Annotated in this window: 19 protein-coding genes and 1 pseudogene; 5 read left to right on the top strand and 15 right to left on the bottom strand. The window is 50.1% G+C overall.

The genetic code is table 11. From position 1 onward, the window contains the following. The first annotated feature begins 103 nt into the window (after positions 1-103). The 5 genes from IPL71_RS25110 (at position 104) to IPL71_RS25090 (ending at position 5,474) form a co-directional block, all read left to right on the top strand. A complete protein-coding gene (locus tag IPL71_RS25110; RefSeq protein ID WP_345326431.1) occupies positions 104-2,611 on the top strand; it encodes an ATP-binding protein in 2,508 nt (835 codons plus the stop codon). A gap of 43 nt (positions 2,612-2,654) precedes the next feature. After that, positions 2,655-3,560, top strand: coding sequence for a DUF8754 domain-containing protein (locus IPL71_RS25105; protein WP_345326430.1), 906 nt, complete (start codon positions 2,655-2,657; stop codon positions 3,558-3,560). A 3-nt stretch (positions 3,561-3,563) separates the two neighbouring features. Further along, a complete protein-coding gene (locus IPL71_RS25100) occupies positions 3,564-4,427 on the top strand; it encodes an NTP transferase domain-containing protein (RefSeq protein WP_345326429.1) in 864 nt (287 codons plus the stop codon). Then, on the top strand, positions 4,424-4,984 hold the full coding sequence (locus IPL71_RS25095; protein WP_345326427.1) for a phosphatase PAP2 family protein: 561 nt from the start codon (positions 4,424-4,426) through the stop codon (positions 4,982-4,984). The genes IPL71_RS25100 and IPL71_RS25095 overlap by 4 nt, the downstream gene beginning before the upstream one ends. 73 nt (positions 4,985-5,057) lie before the next feature. Further along, positions 5,058-5,474, top strand: coding sequence for a PPC domain-containing DNA-binding protein (locus IPL71_RS25090; RefSeq protein WP_514130860.1), 417 nt, complete (start codon positions 5,058-5,060; stop codon positions 5,472-5,474). A gap of 65 nt (positions 5,475-5,539) precedes the next feature. Here the strand turns inward: IPL71_RS25090 and IPL71_RS25085 are convergent, their stop codons facing one another. The 15 genes and pseudogenes from IPL71_RS25085 to IPL71_RS25015 all read right to left on the bottom strand — a co-directional run bounded on the left by IPL71_RS25085 (position 5,540) and on the right by IPL71_RS25015 (position 18,328). Then, positions 5,540-6,301, bottom strand: a complete 762-nt coding sequence (locus IPL71_RS25085) for an energy-coupling factor ABC transporter ATP-binding protein (protein ID WP_345326423.1) — start codon at positions 6,299-6,301, stop codon at positions 5,540-5,542. Positions 6,302-6,342: 41 nt separating this feature from the next. Next, complete coding sequence (locus tag IPL71_RS25080) at positions 6,343-7,191, bottom strand: energy-coupling factor ABC transporter ATP-binding protein (RefSeq protein WP_345326421.1); 849 nt, start codon at positions 7,189-7,191, stop codon at positions 6,343-6,345. Next, positions 7,179-7,958: an energy-coupling factor transporter transmembrane component T family protein gene (locus tag IPL71_RS25075; protein ID WP_345326419.1), complete on the bottom strand. Its 780-nt coding sequence runs from the start codon at positions 7,956-7,958 to the stop codon at positions 7,179-7,181. The genes IPL71_RS25080 and IPL71_RS25075 overlap by 13 nt, the downstream gene beginning before the upstream one ends. Positions 7,959-8,423: 465 nt before the next feature. Then, a complete protein-coding gene (locus IPL71_RS25070; RefSeq protein ID WP_345326417.1) occupies positions 8,424-9,113 on the bottom strand; it encodes an ECF transporter S component in 690 nt (229 codons plus the stop codon). Positions 9,114-9,185: 72 nt separating this feature from the next. Beyond that, on the bottom strand, positions 9,186-9,518 hold the full coding sequence (locus tag IPL71_RS25065; protein ID WP_345326415.1) for a nucleoside hydrolase: 333 nt from the start codon (positions 9,516-9,518) through the stop codon (positions 9,186-9,188). Further along, positions 9,505-10,134 carry a nucleoside hydrolase gene (locus IPL71_RS25060; protein ID WP_345326413.1) on the bottom strand — a complete coding sequence of 210 codons (630 nt, stop codon included), beginning with the start codon at positions 10,132-10,134 and terminating at the stop codon, positions 9,505-9,507. Before IPL71_RS25060 ends, IPL71_RS25065 begins: the two co-directional genes overlap by 14 nt. 5 nt (positions 10,135-10,139) lie before the next feature. Then, a complete protein-coding gene (locus IPL71_RS25055) occupies positions 10,140-11,096 on the bottom strand; it encodes a nucleoside hydrolase (RefSeq protein WP_345326412.1) in 957 nt (318 codons plus the stop codon). Between the two features lie 119 nt (positions 11,097-11,215). Then, positions 11,216-12,118 (bottom strand): ribokinase, encoded by a 903-nt coding sequence (rbsK, locus tag IPL71_RS25050; RefSeq protein ID WP_345326410.1) that lies wholly within the window; start codon positions 12,116-12,118, stop codon positions 11,216-11,218. 173 nt (positions 12,119-12,291) lie between these two features. After that, the gene (gene recF / locus IPL71_RS25045) at positions 12,292-13,521 is read right to left on the bottom strand and encodes a DNA replication/repair protein RecF (protein ID WP_345326409.1); all 1,230 of its coding nucleotides are present in this window, start codon (positions 13,519-13,521) and stop codon (positions 12,292-12,294) included. Between the two features lie 65 nt (positions 13,522-13,586). Beyond that, a complete protein-coding gene (gene def / locus IPL71_RS25040) occupies positions 13,587-14,117 on the bottom strand; it encodes a peptide deformylase (RefSeq protein ID WP_345326407.1) in 531 nt (176 codons plus the stop codon). A gap of 57 nt (positions 14,118-14,174) precedes the next feature. Then, positions 14,175-14,636 (bottom strand): YdbT family protein, encoded by a 462-nt coding sequence (locus IPL71_RS25035; RefSeq protein WP_345326405.1) that lies wholly within the window; start codon positions 14,634-14,636, stop codon positions 14,175-14,177. 87 nt (positions 14,637-14,723) lie between these two features. Next, positions 14,724-15,896: a cyclic nucleotide-binding domain-containing protein gene (locus IPL71_RS25030; protein WP_345326403.1), complete on the bottom strand. Its 1,173-nt coding sequence runs from the start codon at positions 15,894-15,896 to the stop codon at positions 14,724-14,726. Between the two features lie 12 nt (positions 15,897-15,908). Next, entirely contained in the window at positions 15,909-16,415 is a 507-nt protein-coding gene (locus tag IPL71_RS25025) for a redoxin domain-containing protein (RefSeq protein ID WP_345326402.1), read from the bottom strand. Positions 16,416-16,439: 24 nt separating this feature from the next. Further along, positions 16,440-17,303 (bottom strand): annotated as a pseudogene (locus tag IPL71_RS25020) (NAD(P)-dependent oxidoreductase); the annotation flags it as partial. A gap of 308 nt (positions 17,304-17,611) precedes the next feature. Further along, complete coding sequence (locus IPL71_RS25015) at positions 17,612-18,328, bottom strand: SIMPL domain-containing protein (protein WP_345326401.1); 717 nt, start codon at positions 18,326-18,328, stop codon at positions 17,612-17,614. Between the last annotated feature and the right edge of the window lie 4 nt (positions 18,329-18,332).

Below are 18,332 nucleotides of genomic sequence, written 5' to 3'. Positions count from 1 at the left end.
TGAAACATCATGCCCAATCGTTTGCGTCGTTTGTTGGCCCCGCCCATTTTTGCTGACGAAGAGAAAACGCGAGTTGCGTTTATTCTCAATAGCTTTGTGTGGAGTGCAATCGCCATTCTTTTTATCCATTATTCTTTTTCGTGTGGTTGTCTGGGACGAAAATGGATATGTGCCAATCCTGGTTTTGCTGACGGTTGTGGGTGTATTGGTCGGGGGACAGATTTTGATCCGTCGTGGATATGTGCGCGGCGCGAGTGTATTCCTGGTAAGTGCATTATGGATCGTGATGACCTATCAAGCCTGGGAGGCGGATGGAATTCGCGATGTGGCGGTGATCGCCTACATCGTTGTAATCATATTCTCCAGTCTTTTGCTGGGGTGGCGTTTTGCATCCGCTGTGGGCGGCTTGAGTGTGGCTGCGATCTGGGTTTTTGCGATCATGGAAAAAAACGGACTGCGTTCTTTTCATGTGGATTCCCCTTTTAATTATGCGCGTGATATTTCACTCGTTATTATTCTGATCGGTATATTGATCTATCTGCTGATCTCCAGTTGGTCACGTACATTACAGTCAGCCCGCCTTGAATTAAATGAACGCCTGCGGATCGAGGAGAAACTTCAGCGGCAGGCAGATTATCTCACCGCGCTAAACGAAACTGCTATGGGGTTGTTAAGCCGCTCCGAACTTCAGCCATTACTTGAATCTATTTTGACTCGCGCCTGCGATCTGCTCAATACGCGGCATGGATTGATCGATCTGGTGTTACCAGACGGGTCTGCACTGCGGCAGGATGTAGGACATGGCGTTCTCTCCAAATATAATGGGACTCTTACCGGTAAAAATGAAGGAGTGACTGGAAGTGTGTGGGTCAGTGGACAGCCAATGGTGATCCAGGAATATGGCACCTGGGAAAAAAGTCTGCCGGATTTTATTGATGCCGGATTTAACGCGGTGCTTGGTGTGCCTCTCAAAGTAGGCAATGTGGTGATCGGCGTACTTGCCATTTCCTATCTTGAGAAGGAACGCACATTTACCGAGGAACAAGTCCGCTTGATGGAGCAGTTCGCCGCGCTGGCTGCACTTGCCATTGATAATGCCCGCTTATATGAACAGGCGCAAAAAGAGATCCATGAACGCAGCGTGGTTGAGATTGAGCTGCGCGCCAGTGAAGAAAGATTTAGAAAAGTTTTTCAAGCCAGTCCCGTGGCGATTTGTATCACTTCACTTGATAACGGCACACTGCTGGATGGGAATGATGCCTACTGGAAAATGAGCGGGTATGACCCGAAAGAGTCCATTGGGCGCTCTGCCGAAGAATTGGAAATGTGGGATTCCATGGAGGACCGTCTGCATTTTGTAACGCAGATCAAAGCGACCAAGCGTTCCATTCTTAACCAAGTTATGAATTCCTTACCTATCTTACGCTGGAACGCCACTTTGCAATTGCCTTTGTATGAATTGATCGAGATCAAGGACCAGACCTGTGTCCTGTCCATGTTCTATGATATTACCGAGCAAAAGCAGGCAGAGGACGCCTTGAAAAATACAGAAGCGCGGACGCGCGCCATTCTCACCTCCATCCCCGACATGATCTTTGAAGTTTCCAAAGATGGCACCTTTTTGGATTTTATGGCATCCGCCGAACATAGACCCGTCATGCCGCCTGCGCAATTCCTTGGAAAGAATATCAGGGAATTATTTCCGAAAGCCATCGCCGAACAGACCATATTTGCGCTCGAAAGAACTCTGGAAACAGATCAAGTCCACGCCTTTGAGTATGGTCTGCCCCCGGGTGAGGAAATCCAGTTTTTTGAGGCGCGGGTTGCCGCCATCTCATCTGAATCCGCGATGATCATGGTGCGCGATATCAGTCAGCGCAAATGGGTGGAGACCGAACGCGAGAAACTGATCAATGAGTTGGAGGAAAAGAACGGTGAGTTGGAACGCTTCACGTATACGGTCTCTCACGATCTCAAGTCTCCGCTGATCACGATCAAGGGTTTCCTGGGCTTTCTTGAGCAGGATGCATTCAGCGGGAATAGCGTCCGTTTGAAGACCGACATTACCCGCATCGCAGATGCGACTGACAGAATGCAGACCCTGCTGAATGAATTGCTCGAACTTTCACGTGTCGGGCGTTTAATGAATGTTTATCAATCTATTAATTTTGCAGATCTCGCCAGCGCCGCAGTTGATATCGTACAGGGGCGTCTTGTTGCGGGCAATCTTCAAGTACATATTCAGGAAAACCTTCCAGTGGTTTATGGAGACCGTCAACGCCTGGTGGAAGTACTGCAAAACCTGATTGATAACGCTGCAAAATTTATAGGGACTCAAACCCAGCCTCGAATCGAAATCGGTTTGCATGGATATGAAGATGAAAAACCGATTTTCTATGTCAAAGATAACGGCATGGGCATTGAAACCATTCATCATGACCGCATCTTTGGCTTATTTAACAAACTGGATGCAAACTCGGAAGGCACGGGGATCGGGCTTGCTCTCGTGAAGAGAATTGTCGAAGTCCACGGAGGCAGGATCTGGGTCCAGAGTGAAACGGGAATTGGATCCACTTTCTTCTTCACGCTTCCCACCGGACCTGCATCCTGATTCGTGTTATAAATGGCGTCATCTCATCTATGGAGGATTCTTCATGAAACGTGCGGTCAGCATCAGCATTGGCTCATCTAAAAGAAATAAGGCAGTGGAAGTAACATTGCTGGGGGAAAAGATCAGCATCGAACGAATTGGCACAGACGGCGACATGGAAGTCGCTGCACTAAAATATAAAGAACTCGATGGCACAGTGGATGCCTTTGGTGTAGGCGGCGCAGACCTGGGCGCTCTCGCAGACGGAAAATGGTATCCCTTACATTCTGTAACCCCCATGGTGCGTTATGTAAAAAAGACTCCACTGGTGGATGGCGGCGGATTAAAGAACACGCTCGAAAACAAAGCCCCTGCATTTTTAGATCAGAAGATCGGCGATTACATCAACGCCCGTGGACGGAAAGTACTCGTCACCGTGGGTGTGGATCGCTGGGGACTCTCGCAGGCTTTTGCCGATGCAGGTTATGAAACCGTCTACGGTGACTTGATGTTCGGGTTGGATATTCCAATTGCCATTTATAAGATCAGCCAACTTAAAATTGTTGCTGCCCTGCTCATGCCCATTGCCGGGCGTCTGCCTTTTTCGTGGATCTATCCCACGGGCGAAAAGCAGGAAAAGCGCACGCCAAAATGGGGAAAGCATTACGCGTGGGCAACTGTCATTGCCGGCGACTGTCATTACATCAAACGCTTTATGCCTGATGATCTGACTGGCAAAGTGATCGTCACCAACACCACCACCCCTGAAGATGTTGCCGAATTTAAAAAAGCCGGCGTGAAATATCTGATCACCACCACCCCCGTTCTGGACGGACGCTCTTTCGGTACGAACATGATGGAAGCCGCGTTGGTGGCCGTCGCTGGAAAGGGCCGCGCACTCACCTGGCCTGAGTTAACTGAGATGCTTGATAAACTCGGCTTCGAGCCGCAATTGCAGGAGTTGAATTAAATTATGGATGCGATCGTAACCGCAGGCGGAATTCCGCAAGCTCGTGATCCCTTGTATGCCTACTCAAACGGAAACTCCAAGGCCTTGATTGATGTTGCAGGCAAGCCCATGGTGCAGTGGGTTTTGGATGCATTGAGTGATTCCAAAAAAGTGGAAAATGTGATCGTCATTGGTTTGACTGCAAAGAGCGGACTGACTTGCAAGAAGCCTTTGCATTACGTATCCAATCAGGGGCGGATGCTGGCAAACATTGTCACAGGTGTGAAGAAATCCATTGAATTAAATAAAAAGAGCGAATATGTACTGATCGTTTCTTCTGATATTCCCGCGATCAAAGGCGAAATGGTGGATTGGCTGGTTAAGACTGCCATGGAAACACAAGACGATATTTATTATGGCGTATGTCCGCAGGAAGTGATGGAGTCACGTTATCCCACATCCAACCGGACCTATACAAAATTAAAAGATATGCAGGTCTGCGGTGCGGACATGAACATCATTCATGTTAATCAGGTCACTGAGCATCTTGAAACCTGGGAAGCGTTAATCGGCAACCGTAAGAGTCCGCTCGCATCGGCGGCTGTCATCGGCTGGGATACACTTTTTCAATTATTTACCCGCCAATTAACTTTACAAGGCATGGTGGAACGCGCCTCTCAACGCATCGGTATCAAAGGCCGCGCCATTCTTTGGGATCATGCCGAACCCGGCATGGATGTGGATAAACCGCATCAATTGGAAATCATGCGCGAAGACCTTGCGCGTCAAAATAAAAAAGAATCTGCCGTGGTGAAAAAATCCGCAGCGTTAAAAAATCCACATCACCCAAAGTGCGTGCAGCTTAGAACGAAGGCAAAGACAAAATGAGTTTTCGTTCTTTACTCGAACTCGATGCCCGACTCTCCGGTCAACTGCGTGTGGCTGAGAAGCCGGGTCTTTTGCGAAACCTTGCCGCTTTCCTTGCACACTCCGGTGACTCATGGTTCTGGGCGGCGGCGATCATCCTGTTATGGTTTTTCAGCAATTCAGCCTGGAAGCAATGGGAAGTCGTTGAGTTTTTTGGGATTCTGGGTTTGGCCGGCGTTGTGCTTGCCATTAAGTTTCTAGTCCGCAGGGAAAGGCCGCAAGGTGAGTGGGGCGGAATTTATCGCAACACCGACCCGCATTCATTTCCATCTGGACATGCCGCCCGTGCATTCCTGATCGCAGTCCTCGGCTCGGCTCTTGCCCCGCTCTGGCTTGCCACTGTTCTTTGGGTTTGGGCGCCGCTGGTATCTTTAGCCCGCGTAGCCATGGGCGTACATTACCTTTCAGATGTAATTGCCGGTGCAATTTTAGGTACCATCGTTGCCTTGATCGGTTTGCAGATCTACCCGCCGATGATTGTCTGGCTGACAGCGTTGATCGGTTTTCCACTCTGGTAGAAAACATCTTCTAAAACATCAAAAGACATGAGTGCAATAAAAATGCATTTTATGTCCTTTTTATTTACCATAAATGCACAAAGAGGCTCAAATGAAAACGCATACTTTTCGTCTAAAACCCGGCGCGGACTTATTCGACTCAATTGAAAATTTTGTTTCCGAACAGCATATTCAAGCGGGCTGCGTACTCTCCTCTGTCGGGAGTTTAACGCATGCCACCTTGCGCCTTGCCAACCGCAGTTATTACAATGAATACGAAGGCCACTTCGAGATCGTTTCTATGACCGGCACTGTCTCAACGAATGGCTCGCACATCCACATCGCCATATCCGATGGCGATGGCGTGACCATCGGCGGTCACCTCGTTTCAGGCTGCAAAATCTACACAACCGCCGAGATCGTTCTGGCCGTCCTTGAAGATGTTATCTATAAACGTGAATTGCTGGAAAACGACTCTGGCTATGAAGAGTTAGTGGTTTATCCAAAATAACAAAACGCGGACCGAAGTCCGCGTTTTGTTATTTTCTCATTGCACTCAAAAACTCGTTCTGATTTCTAACGGTTTCTTTTAACCCTAAGCGTTTTCCCCAGCCTTGTCAACTGCGGCGGGTCAACATAGGTCTGCGCCAAAATTTCCTCCTGACCCAAAACTTCGCGCGCCGGGCCATCCAGCAAAATTTGTCCTTTTGATAATGCAATTACACGCTCAAAATTCTCGGCGCAAAAATCAATGTCATGCGTGATCGTAATGACCGTCTTGCCTTCCCTGCGCAGTTCCGCGATGACATGCGCGATCCGCGCCACATTGACTGCATCCTGCCCGGTGGTGGGTTCATCGAAAATAACGATCGGCGTATCCATCGCGATCACAGATGCCAGCGCCACCATCTTGCGCCAGGTGGGTGAGAGGTCGTAGGGATTGGTTTCGGTCTTGTCGCTCAACTCGGTCAACGCAAGCGCGCGCGTGACCAACTCATCTATTTTCTCTTTTGAATATCCCAAATTGCGCGGACCAAACCTGATCTCTGTCGCCACATCTTTTGAGAATAATTGCTCATCAGGATTCTGGAAGACATACCCGACTCGTGACGCTAATTTCGCCACTGAAGTTTTTTTCGTGTCCCAGTCACCGATCATGACCGACCCGCTAGCTGGTTGCAACAACCCATTAAAGTGTCTCACGAGCGTAGTCTTGCCCGCGCCGTTCTGACCCACAATCGCAACCTGCTCGCCCGCCTCAATCGACAACGAAATGCCACGCAGAGCTTCAAGCCCCGTAGGATAGGTAAAACGTAAGTCTTTAATTTGTATTTTCATAATTATTTTACTGAAACGTGATACGTAATTTGTTTTACGTTTCACTCATCACGTTTCACAAATCCCTCCACAGCCTCATCCAATGTGACTGGTAAATTTTCCTTCTTCCATAGTCCCTGCTTCTTCGCTTCTCTGGCCGTGGACGTGTAACGTGAAACCCCGAATCCATTTTCAGCCAGAATATTTGAAGTTAATACTTCATTGGGTTTGCCTTCGAGCAGAACTTGACCGTCTTTCAAAGCGATGACTCGATCTGCGAATTGCGCGATCCATTCCATTTTATGCTCGACCATCACCACCGTCATGCCGCCTTCGGCCATCTTGCGCACCACGCTGAAGACCTCGCGTGTGCCGATCGGGTCCATTTGCGAGGTCGGTTCGTCGAGCACGAGCAGCTTGGGTTGCATGACCAGGATCGAGGTCAGAGCGACGCGTTGTTGTTGTCCGCCGGAGAGTGAATAGGGCGAGCGATCCGCCAGATCGCTGATGTCGGTCAACTTCATGGCTTCCTCCACGCGGACTTTCATTTCTTCGCGCTGCACGCCGCTGTTTTCCAGCCCGAATGCGATCTCTTCAAAGACCGTATATTTTGCGCCGGAAATCTGGTTGAATGGATTTTGAAACGCGAGGCCCACATTCAGCACCCACTCATCGAGCGTGGACTTGCTTGATTCCATGCCGGCCACTTCGATGCTTCCGCTGATCTCGCCCTTGAAAAAGTGCGGAACAAAACCCGCCAGCGCATAACACAGCGTAGACTTGCCCGCGCCGTTCGGCCCGATGACCGCGACGAACTCACCTTCGTTAATTTGCAAATTTATATTTTGCAAAACAGGCGTTTTGGTAAGCGGATATTGATAGGTGACGTTTTGAAGATTTATGAAGGCCATAGGTTTAGCGCGATGGAAACGATGACGAGGAGGATGAGAACCCAGCGGATGATCTGATCTGATTTGTGATCAGGAATTTCATACAGGGATGTTTTTACTTTTTTCGATGTAAAGCCGCGTGCTTCGATCGCAATTGCACGCTCTTCTACTTCGGCCAGTGAGCCAAAAACCAACGGGCCAATCAGCGGAGTGAGCGAGCCCATTCTTTTAATGAAGGTGCTTTCTGTGTCCAGTCCGCGGGAGCGTTGAGCCGAGATGATGGTCTGTGCTTTGGCTTGCATTTGCGGCAGAATTTGCAGAGTTGAAATAATGACGTATGCAAATTGACCGGGCAGACCGCGCCGTGTCAGGTCGGACATTAATTCACTGGGGTGAGTGGTGAGCAGTAGAAAGGTGAACGCGGAAACCATGACGATGACACGCATCGCGTTCCTGAATGCGAACAGCATACTTTCCTGTGTGACATCCAAAAAATAAAATTTGAAGATCACGGTTTCCCCAACCGGTTGAAAGAACGCCTGCATTAGAAACAGGAATCCGGCAGCGGGCAGGATGAGGCGGAACGCTGTTTTGAAAAACTCGGGCGCTACTTTGCCAGTGAAACTTAATGGGATGATCGCGATCAATACCAATAAATGCGGCGTCCAATACCAGGGACTGACAAAGGCGATCAGGATCAGCGCAAGCACCAGCGTCAATTTTGTGAGCGGATTGAGATCGTGGATTACGCTGTCGCGTTTGATATAAAATGAAAGTCGCTCATGCATAAGTGCCGATTATAAACCACAAAAAAATTTAGTAGCGATGTATGTTTTAAGCTGCCACAAACCATTAACGCGAATTTGCGAATAAGGCGAATTACGCGAATTTTTTTATTCTCATTAAATTTAGTCCGCCTGAGCGGGCTTCGTAGGAATAGCCCGATGATTTATCATCGGGCGGGGATGCAGGGGAGAAAAAATCATTTGAAACAGAATCAGTTTTCAGTTAAGAAAGAATCGAGATCATTTCAGTTCCAAACTATCCATGGTATGGTTATCCCCGCACGTACGAAGCCGATTAAAGTCGGCTGGGGCGCGGATTGAGCGTAGGAAATCTCACTCGAAACAAAAAAGAGACCAGGCTAAAAGCCGGTCTCTTTCACATAAAACACAGGACTTCGGAAGTCTGCTTTGATTCGTCTGGATTATAGAGTCCTCAAAAAAGACTTCCGAAGTCTTTCTAACTATTAACTATCCGCCGAGAATATTGCGCAGCATGAAAGCCGCGAATAAAACGAGAACCACAACGACACCGACAGCAATATACAATTGATTCTGGCTTGTGCCGCCTTCAACAGCTGCCTGTTCCGCCTTGGGATATCCGCCAATGGTGCGCTTGGGCAAACCCTGAATAATTGCGAATGCGAGCATGGCCGTGGTGATCTTATCCACGGGTTCGGTGAGGAAGCTGGTGCTGACCACTGCCGACCAAATGCCCTGACCGGTCTGGAGCAAATAAGCGGTGATGAAGGATGATCCGCTGGCGGTAATGCCGCCGAACAGATAAACAGCGATCGGGGTGGAAACGATCGCGGCGGTCAGCGCCACAACAAAACCAGTGACAACCACCTTCCACCAGGATTTGAAGAAACCCCACTGCGCCATGCGTCCGGCCATGTAACCGATCATCGCGGCCACAGGCCACCAGGGCAAAGCGCCCGGATCAATGGCAATACCCCAAATAATATTTGAAAGCATACCGGTCAGTGCGCCGGCCCATGGGCCGCACAATACAGCCACCAAAACTGTGCCAATGGAATCGAGGAACACGGGTAATTTGAGCAAGAGCACGATCTGGCCTATGGCGATATTGATGGCGATGGCGATTGGGATGAGTACCCAGGTCTGTGTGTTGAAATTATTCTTGATCTTTTCGAGCATGTTATCCTCCGAGTGAAATGATTGATGAAATGCTTTTTACTTTTCCATAATAACACTTTTTAACCTGAATGGTCACGAGAGAGACTTGGCCAGTTTTTCCATTCTTTCCAAAAATAACTCCATGAACATGCGCGGGCGCACGCCCAAAGCCACTTTCATGTTCGGAGCTTTTTTCTCATAGTTATAAAAATCTGCGAAGGTATTTCCCAGCCCAACGCCGGTTGAAATATCCACATCCACATACAGATTTTCGTAATCACAAATCTCGGGCATGAAGGTCAGCGCCAGAGTCATCGGATCGTTGATCACACAGCCGTCGATCTTTTGATATTCATCGTGAAACTCCATGTAAAAGCGGGTTGAGTCCGCGATGAATTTTGTGATCGGTGAATCAATTTTCAGCAATCGATCCAAATCCTCTTTTAGAAAAAATACATTGATAGGTCACATCCAGCGGCGTGAGAGTCATCGGCATACCCGAATGAAAAACCATGTGCGCGGCGTGCGGGTCCACATAGGTATTGTATTCGGCCAGCGGCGTGGTGTTGCCCTGATGACGAATCGCCCCGCCCATGATAAACACCTCTTTGACATTTTCCACAATGCGCGGCTCTTTGCGAATCGCCAACGCGACATTCGTCAGCGGACCGATCGCCACCAATGTGATTTCCTTTGGATGTGACATGATCTGCTCGATCAGATAATCGCATCCATGCTGCGCCCGGGCCTGATTCTGCGGTGCTGACAGATTCGCATAGCCCAGGCCGGTGTTGCCGTGCGTCTCAGGGCTGAGCAGCGAAGGCTGCACCAGCGGAATCTCGCAGCCTTTGTAAACAGGCACATGACCTGCCTTTGCCAGTTCCAAAATCGAAAGCGCATTTGTCGTCACCTGCGCCGTGGACGCATTTCCATGAATCGCTGTGATGCCATCGAGCACAATTTCGGGCGAAGCGAGCGCAAGCAGAATTGCAAGCGCATCATCTATGCCGGGGTCGGTGTCTAAAATAATATGTTTGGGCATGGTTGTTAATCCGCAATGGAACGGCTGAGCGTTTCCATCCTTTCAAGGAATAATTCAACGAAGTCGCGTCCGCGTACGTTGAGCGCAACTTTTATATTGGCAGGTTTTTTCGTGACCTTCATAAAATCGGCGAAGGTATTTCCCATGGAAACGCCAGTGGAAATATCCACATCGATGTAGTGATTTTCAAAAGTGAACAACTCAGGCGCGATGATGACCGCCAATGTCAGCGGATCGTGTAAAGCGCAGCCATCGAAGCCTTCGTATTTCTTGTAGAAATCCATATAGATCGCAGTCGCATCACCGACAAATCTGGCGATGGGGGATTTGATCTTGTTTAAGCGTTCAATATCAGCAGAAGTAAGCAGACATTTATAAGTGGCGTCTAGTGGAATCAATGTAATTGGAATTCCTGAATGAAAGACAACATGCGCCGCGTGCGGGTCCGCGTGGATGTTGAACTCGGCCTGCGGTGTGATATTTCCGCCTGCCCGGAGCGAACCGCCCATGATGACAACTTCCTTCAAGGCCGGCACAATGCGTGGATCTTTGCGGATCGCCAGCGCAAGATTGGTCATGGGTCCGATGGTATACAGACTGATCTGCTGCGGCTCGGCCAGAATCCGCTCGATCAAATAATCGATTGCGTGCTGTTCAATCGGTTGAGTCTTTGGCTCCGGCAGATTTGATTTGCCAATTCCGCTGGTGCCATGTACGGCATCACCTGAGTTTCCAAGTTTATTTAGCATTGGATCCGCACATCCGCGTGCGACGGGAATGTGGCTGGCATGTGCCAGTTCCAAAACGGAAAGCGCGTTGCGTGTGGTTTTGTCGATGCCGATGTTACCGCAGACAGTGGTCAGCGCTTCGAGTTGAATCTCAGGAGAAGCAAGCGCGAGAAGGAAGGTGAGCGCATCGTCCACGCCCGGGTCGGTGTCAATGATGATTCGTGTTGGATTCATAATGTCCTATTGTGATATTCGTATTCCCGTTCCCGTAGGGGCAGGCCTCGTGCCTGCCCATTTTGGCACACCCCCCGCCGCCCCGCGGGCCCGAGGGGGCGCCCACACAGGGCCCCCCCCTACGATATAAATTTTTCTGTTTCTTCTTTTGTGGGTAATGAAGGCTGTGCGCCGAATTTTGTGGCGGCCAGTGCGCCGCAAGCGTTGGCGTATTTCACGGCTTCTTCGATTTCAAGTCCGCGCAATAAAGCAGATGCAAAACCGCCGATGAAGGCATCTCCGGCGGCGGTGGTATCGACAACGTTGATGGAATAGGCTTCGATGTGAGTCACTTGTTTGTCAGATACAAATAATGCGCCTTTGCTGCCGAGGGTGACGATCACATGCTTTGCGCCGCGATCCAACAAAATTTTTGCGGCTTGTTCGGCGGATGAAATATCTTTCACTTCCAAGCCGGTTAATAGACTTAATTCGGTTTCGTTGGGGATGATGAAATCAACCAGCGCGATCAATTCATCGGGCAGGGATTTTGCAGGGGCGGGGTTGAGGATGACGCGAATGTTATTTTGTTTCGCAACCTGCGCGGCGTGGAGAACTGTCAGCGTGGGGATTTCCAGTTGAAGCAGAATCAGGCTCGGGCTTAAGTCAGATGCGTGGTCTACATCCGCGGGTGAAACTTTGCCGTTCGCACCCGCGGACAAGACAATGCTATTCTGCCCGTTGGCATCCACGACAATGATGGCTGTGCCGGTGGCGGAGTCATCTGTGTGGACGTGGGTGATATCTACTGAGTCTGATTTGAGGCTGTCTAAAAGAAAGGGGCCGAAGCTGTCGTTTCCCACGCGCCCGAGCATGGCCACGCTTGCGCCCTGTCGCGCGGCGGCCACGGCTTGATTGGCTCCCTTGCCGCCGGGGATGATATGCAGGTCGTCCCCGCTGATGGTTTCGCCGGGCTGAGGAAAATGCGGCGCGCGTACCACGAGGTCTGCATTAAGTGAACCGATGACGAGGATATTTGGCATGGGGGTTATTTTACTTCAAGAGTTCTACATCCTGAGCGGAGCCGATGTACTTTGCGGCGAAGCCGAAGGATGTAAGTTTTCAAGATAAATAATTGTTTTCGAGATTTCGTCCTTCGACTGCGGGCTTCGCAAAGTGCAAGAGCGCTCAGCCCTCCGCTCAGGATGTAAATATTTTACTTTCTCGGCTGCACCACGCCGCCGCTGACATCCCAGATCTGTGATTGTTCAACGAATTCGGGGGTAAATAATTTTGTGTCGGTGGTGGTGAATAAAACCTGCTCGCTCTTGCTTGCATATTTCAACAAATCGGCGCGGCGGTGGACATCCAACTCGGCCATGACTTCATCGAGCAAAATGACCGGCCACTCACCGGTGCGTTCCTTCATCCATTCCACTTCGGCGAGTTTGAGTGCGAGCAGGGTCGTGCGCAGTTGTCCGCGCGAACCGTAATCGCTGACATCGGCTTTGTTGATGATGAAGCGCAAGTCATCACGGTGCGGACCAATCGTCGTCACGCCGCGCGCGATCTCTTCACTACGAATCGCTTTCAATCGCGCGAGAAATCCTTTTTGAATTTCATCGAGTTCCAAACTGGAGCGATCGATCGGCGTATCGAGTTTTAATCCCAATTGCATTTCAGGTTTCGGTAGCGGATCAAAAGCCGGCTCATAGGCGAGGCGCAGCACTTCGTTGCCGCGAGTCAACTCATGATGGATGCGGGACGCGAAACGTTCGATCTCCTGCACAGCCTGGATGCGCCACAAAATAATTTGCGCCCCAAGTTTTACCAGCGTTTCATCCCACACTTGAAGCTGGTCGCTGTTTCCGCCGCGTTCACTCAGCGCTTTGAGAAGTGCGTTGCGTTGGGTGAGTGCCTGGTTGTATTCGCTCAAGGCCCGCGCATAAGCCGGGACAGCCTGCGCCAGTGCAAGGTTGAGATAACGTCGGCGTTCGTCAGGTCCGCCTTCAATGATCTGCGACATTTGCGGCACAAAGATGACCGCGTTGAAATGTCCCATAATATCGCTGACATGTTTCTTCGCGCCATCGAGCAACACTTCCTTGCGCAAGCGCTGCCCGTTGACGCCGGTCGGCTCAAGGATCAGACGCGCTTCGAGGCGATGCTTTATTTTTCCGCGCTGATAATCGGCCACAAGCCGTGTCACTGCCAGCGGATTCTTGGCCTCATGAAAGTTAACGATCTGCCGATCCACATGCGTTTGAAAGGATGTAAATGCTGCCAGAAAATAAATGGCTTCGAGTACGCTGGTCTTGCCCTGTGCATTTTCACCGACAAGCAAAACAACCCCGCCGTTTTTTGGCGGGGTTTCTCTTCGCGGCAGTTCAATATCCAGACGGGTAAGACTGCGAAAGTTGGTCAGTGATAAGTGTTTGAGATACATGATTAGGCGAGTCAAAAGTCAAAAGTCGAAAGTCACAAGACCTTCGACCTTTTTCGACAAAGTAGTTAAAGCTCGTGTTCTTCTTCGTCTGGCGGGAATTTCCACAGGCGGCTGGCAATTTCTGTGAAGAGGATACCATTCAAATGATCGATCTCATGCTGGAAGATGCGTGCCATCCAACCATTCACTTTGATTTTTTGCGGCTTGCCGAAGCGGTTCAATCCTTTGACTTGAATGGCTTCGTATCTTTCCACGTCACCTTGAATGCCGGGGATGGATAAGCAACCTTCCACGCCCACAACTTTTTCTTCCGAGGCTTTCACGATGACCGGATTAATCATCACATAGAGTTTTTTGGGTTTCGCCTCAGCCTCTTCTTCGGTGTCTTCGTCATCGTCCTCTTCTGAATATTCAACAACGATCAACTGTTCTGAAATATCGACTTGCGGCGCAGCCAGCCCCACGCCCGGCGCATCGCGCATGGTTTCGATCATGTCGTCGATCAGCGTTTGCAGGTCTTTGTCAAATTTTGTAACTGGTTTTGCCTTGCGCTTTAAAACTGGATCAGGCAGGGTTACGATAGGTCTTAATGTCATACTGGTTATTTCCTTTTTTTGTAATTTTGGCGTCACATAACGCCCACTGATAACTGATTACTTTTCACTACTTTTTTTCTCATCATCCTTCGGGACAATGATCGGCTTCTTGAATGAGTCCGCGTTTTCATGATAAGCGGCGATCCATGTTGCAAAACGTTCGCGGTCATCCTTGCCGGCATCTTCATTCTTTTTGGCGATACGCACCATGCGTCTGCGGTTGATGTCCGCCTGCACACCGGCCGGGTCGGCTACATCTTGAAAGTCAAATTGCGCGCCGCCCACTGTGATCTTGACCGTGCCGTAATTGAACATATACGCGATGATTCCTTCGCGGGTATAGGACGTATTCAATATACTCTCTATTTGCGCTGCGCGTTTTTCTTCCTTGCCGAAAGGCTTGCGGTCGATATCAAAGATTTCATCTGATGTGATCATAAAGATATCATTCTTCCAGTCCACGTATTCCCAGACCAGCCAGGCGATAAAGGGCAGGGAAAGCATGGGCAGCGCAACCATGATCGTGTCAGGGCGAAGCGCGTCTTTGGCGTTTCTATATAGGAAAGATGCGGTTTCGGAATTCCAAAGAAATACTCCGCGCCAGATTTAAAGAGCGATCATGCCAAGGAGAAATGCCATCGCCCGCCAGGCCTGCTGCAATAATACGATCCAGTGTTTGTGATAAATGACCTTGCCCGCATCTTCCACACGTAAAGTGAACAGACTGAGAAATGCCACCCACCAGAGCGGCAGATGTGCGAGGTCTTTGCTGACCGTGACAATCGGCGGCAGATCGGGGAGCTGCTTCTTGTCGACGGGCAATCCCAACTTTTGGCGGATGGTGTTGTTCATCACTTCTTTTTGCGAAACCGTGAGCACAGATTTTACACGCTCCCAATATTCGCGGATCATTTCCGCGGCCTGATTGGGATGGTCTACATAATCAAATTCAAGCCGGCCTACAAAGGTACGCACGATCACATTGCCGAAATCCAGCATACGTCCCAGTTGATCGGTTTCCACGCCCACCGAGAGGATCGTGCTTAATGGCGCTTCTTCGCGGCTATCGTACAGGCCGATCACTTTTTCGAGCCAGATCACGCGCTGGTTGGTAACGATGTAATAGTCATTGCTCCAGTCGATCGTGTTCCAGGTTATCCAGCCAAGAATAAAGATCAGTGAAATGGCAGCCAGCGCGAGCGGAGTTACCGCACTGACCAATGTGCCCCAAAAGAACAATCCGATCGGTACGATCAAGGACAGGACAGGCACAACCAGTGACTGATATAAGCGCAGTTTGTGTCTGCGTGCTACAAAGTAAATGATCTCTTTTGGCCCAAGCCATGAGAATTTTATTGAACGCGCGAGTTTATGGCTTTTAATCGCAACTAGAAAATTTGGCTTCAGGTTTGGATATTTTGAAAACAGTTCTTCAAAATGAGCGCGTGTTAGAAAAAGCAGGGTGGTATCTTCAGCGGCGGTGATCGTTGCCGAGCGCGTGCGATTCTCCACCAATGCTTCCTCGCCAAAGTAATCTCCGGCTGTCAGCCAGATGAATACATCCTGATCTTTTCCAGTGCCGGGACGGGTGATGTTTACTTTGCCTTTGAAAACAATATAAAAACCATCGGGCTTATCTCCCCGTTTAAATACAATTTGGCTGGCAGGTATTTCGCGCTCGTCAAATTTGACGGCGATACCTGCGAGCTGATCCTCTTTCAAGCCATTGAAAAGATGGATCTTATTGATTAAACTGACTCGTTGCTTTAATTCGATCACGATTTGATTCTATCAAACTTCTCGCACAATGGCGCAGCCATATGCCGGAGATTCCGTCAGCGCGGGCAAATGCCCTTCGAGCAGCGACTCAACCGCCTCGTCCAGAAAGAAGCGGGATGGAGTCCGCTGGCGAAAGGTGACATCGTCAATTGCGCCACGGTAGCGTAGGATTCCATCCCGGTCGATGACGTATACGTGCGGAGTTGTCTGTGCTTCATATAAATCCGCGACGACACACAGCGCATCGATCAGGACCGTTGGCAGGCTGCGGGCGTCAGCGGCAGTTTTCACCGCCTCAACATTCTCGCTTCGATTCGCCGCAATCGACAGCATTACCACATCGTCGCGCCACTGCACGAACATCGCCATGATCGCCTTATCCGTCCGCTCTGAATGCGGACATTCACACGACCAAAAGTTAACGATGACGATCTTTCCGCGATAGTCGCTTAAACGATGAAGCCCGCCGTTAAGGTCGGGCAATTCAAAGTCTGGTGCGGGGTGATTTATGTCCATCATATCTTGACCACGAAGGCACAAAACTCAAAGATGCACCGCGGAATTATCCAGCTCGCCCATGCCCATCTCGATCATTTGCTGATAGAGCTTTGTGTTCTCTTCGGTTGCCGAAATCGGGACGTTGTATTGTTTCGCAGTTTCGAAAACAATGTTCATATCTTTTAATTGCATATAGGATTTAAATCCTGGTTCACGGTTACCATCGAACAGGCGCGGCGTTTTGATATCCAAGGCCCAACATTGCGCGGCGCCGGCTTTGATCGCGTCTACTACTTTGCGCGGGTCCACACCGGCTTTCTTTGCGAAGACGAGTAACTCGCCCATGGCAACCATTTGCGCCGCGACCATGATTTGATTGGCGGCCTTCGCCACCTGCCCCGCACCCGCATCGCCGACATGGGTAATGGTCTTGCCCATGACTTGAAGCACTGGCATCACCTTCTCTAACGCAGATGCGTCACCGCCGACCATGATGGTTAATGTGGCATTGCGCGCGCCAATGTCACCGCCGGAGACGGGCGCATCGAGCGAGTAGATGCCTTTCATGGCGAGTTTTTCTGCGATCAAACGCGCGGTGGCCGGCTTGATGGTGGAGTTGTCGATCACGATCAGTCCATCGTGGGCGCCTTCGATGATGCCTCTTTCACCCAATACTACTTTTTCAACATCCGGCGAATCGGGCAGGTTGGTGAAGATAATGTCCACTTGTGCGGCGACCACGGCCGGTGACGATGCGGCGATTGCACCTTCTGCGACGAGTTCGTCCACGGCGGCGCGTGAGCGGTTGTGGACCACAACCGGGTAGCCAGCTTTAAGAATATTGCGGGCAATCGATTTGCCCATTAATCCGAGACCGATGTATCCAACTTTAAGCATGTTGTAGCTCCTTAAGCGAGAATGATTTCGAGATTATAACCTGCCCCCCTGCCGCTTTGCGGCATCTCCCCCGAATGCGACGAGCATCGCATTTGGGGGAGACTGGCCTGTATCTCAATGATCAACTTACTTTATGCAAATGTAACTCCGAAGGAGTGAAATGATTATAGATGTGATGCAAGAATTTCACAAATCCCGAAGGGATGACATGATCTTTTCGTTGGCACATAAAACGCGGACTGAAGTCCGCGATCCGAAGGGGCTAAAAAAAAGAACCTGCTCCTCGAAACAGGAGCAGGTTCAACGTTAAGTGTGAAGCGTTATTTGATCGCGTAGGTAATGCTGACCGAGACGGAAATGGTCAACTGGCCGGGTTGGATCGAGACGGAGGAATCCGCAGCGAATGCACCGCCGCCCTTTCCATCCGCTACGGGGTAGGGGCTGTTATCGTAATAGCTGATGTTTTGAATTTCACCGAGGGTAATGCCCGCGGCGTCAGCTAATTCCTGAGCCTGTGTTTTGGCATCTGCCACGCCATTGGCGCGGGCTTCCTTTATTGCGGCGGCTTTATCGGCCACGTCGAATTGAATGCTGTTGATGCTGTTGGCGCCGGCGCTGATGGTGTCATCGAGCAGGTTGCCAAGGCCATCGAGATCGCGCACAGTGACATAGACCGTATTATCGACCATGTAGATCGTACCGATGACTGTGCCATCTGGCCCGTATTGCTGCGAAGGATAGATACTGAAATTTGTAGTGCGCAGATCTTTATCGGCTACGCCGGCTTTCTTGAGCGCATCAAGCACGGCTTTGGTCTGTACTTTGTTTGCATCCACGGCTTCAGTGGCGGTTGCGCCTTCATTGTGTACGCCAATGTAGATGTAGGCAATATCAGGTGTTAGATAAGCGGTGCCGACCCCGTTGACGTTCATGGTGCGGCTGACGGGTTGAGCTTCCTGATTGATGGTGGTTGGGCCGCAGGCGCTTAGCACGAGGGCAAAGGCCAAAACTGCAAAAACTAAAAATTTTGTACGCATTTTA

Origin of the sequence: Candidatus Villigracilis proximus, from assembly GCF_016717045.1 — a bacterium.
Lineage (GTDB): Bacteria > Chloroflexota > Anaerolineae > Anaerolineales > Villigracilaceae > Villigracilis > Villigracilis proximus.
The sequence above is the reverse complement of the archived record's forward strand: the minus strand, read 5'-3'. Positions and strand labels throughout refer to the sequence as shown.

Coding starts and splice junctions, on each gene's coding strand:
- IPL71_RS25105 (WP_345326430.1), top strand. CDS start 2,655: ATGAAACGTGCGGTCAGCATCAGCATTGGCTCATCTAAAAGAAATAAG.
- IPL71_RS25100 (WP_345326429.1), top strand. CDS start 3,564: ATGGATGCGATCGTAACCGCAGGCGGAATTCCGCAAGCTCGTGATCCC.
- IPL71_RS25095 (WP_345326427.1), top strand. CDS start 4,424: ATGAGTTTTCGTTCTTTACTCGAACTCGATGCCCGACTCTCCGGTCAA.
- IPL71_RS25090 (WP_514130860.1), top strand. CDS start 5,058: ATGCACAAAGAGGCTCAAATGAAAACGCATACTTTTCGTCTAAAACCC.
- IPL71_RS25085 (WP_345326423.1), bottom strand. CDS start 6,301: ATGAAAATACAAATTAAAGACTTACGTTTTACCTATCCTACGGGGCTT.
- IPL71_RS25080 (WP_345326421.1), bottom strand. CDS start 7,191: ATGGCCTTCATAAATCTTCAAAACGTCACCTATCAATATCCGCTTACC.
- IPL71_RS25075 (WP_345326419.1), bottom strand. CDS start 7,958: ATGCATGAGCGACTTTCATTTTATATCAAACGCGACAGCGTAATCCAC.
- IPL71_RS25070 (WP_345326417.1), bottom strand. CDS start 9,113: ATGCTCGAAAAGATCAAGAATAATTTCAACACACAGACCTGGGTACTC.
- IPL71_RS25060 (WP_345326413.1), bottom strand. CDS start 10,134: ATGCCCAAACATATTATTTTAGACACCGACCCCGGCATAGATGATGCG.
- IPL71_RS25055 (WP_345326412.1), bottom strand. CDS start 11,096: ATGAATCCAACACGAATCATCATTGACACCGACCCGGGCGTGGACGAT.
- rbsK (WP_345326410.1), bottom strand. CDS start 12,118: ATGCCAAATATCCTCGTCATCGGTTCACTTAATGCAGACCTCGTGGTA.
- recF (WP_345326409.1), bottom strand. CDS start 13,521: ATGTATCTCAAACACTTATCACTGACCAACTTTCGCAGTCTTACCCGT.
- def (WP_345326407.1), bottom strand. CDS start 14,117: ATGACATTAAGACCTATCGTAACCCTGCCTGATCCAGTTTTAAAGCGC.
- IPL71_RS25035 (WP_345326405.1), bottom strand. CDS start 14,636: ATGGTTGCGCTGCCCATGCTTTCCCTGCCCTTTATCGCCTGGCTGGTC.
- IPL71_RS25025 (WP_345326402.1), bottom strand. CDS start 16,415: ATGATGGACATAAATCACCCCGCACCAGACTTTGAATTGCCCGACCTT.
- IPL71_RS25015 (WP_345326401.1), bottom strand. CDS start 18,328: ATGCGTACAAAATTTTTAGTTTTTGCAGTTTTGGCCTTTGCCCTCGTG.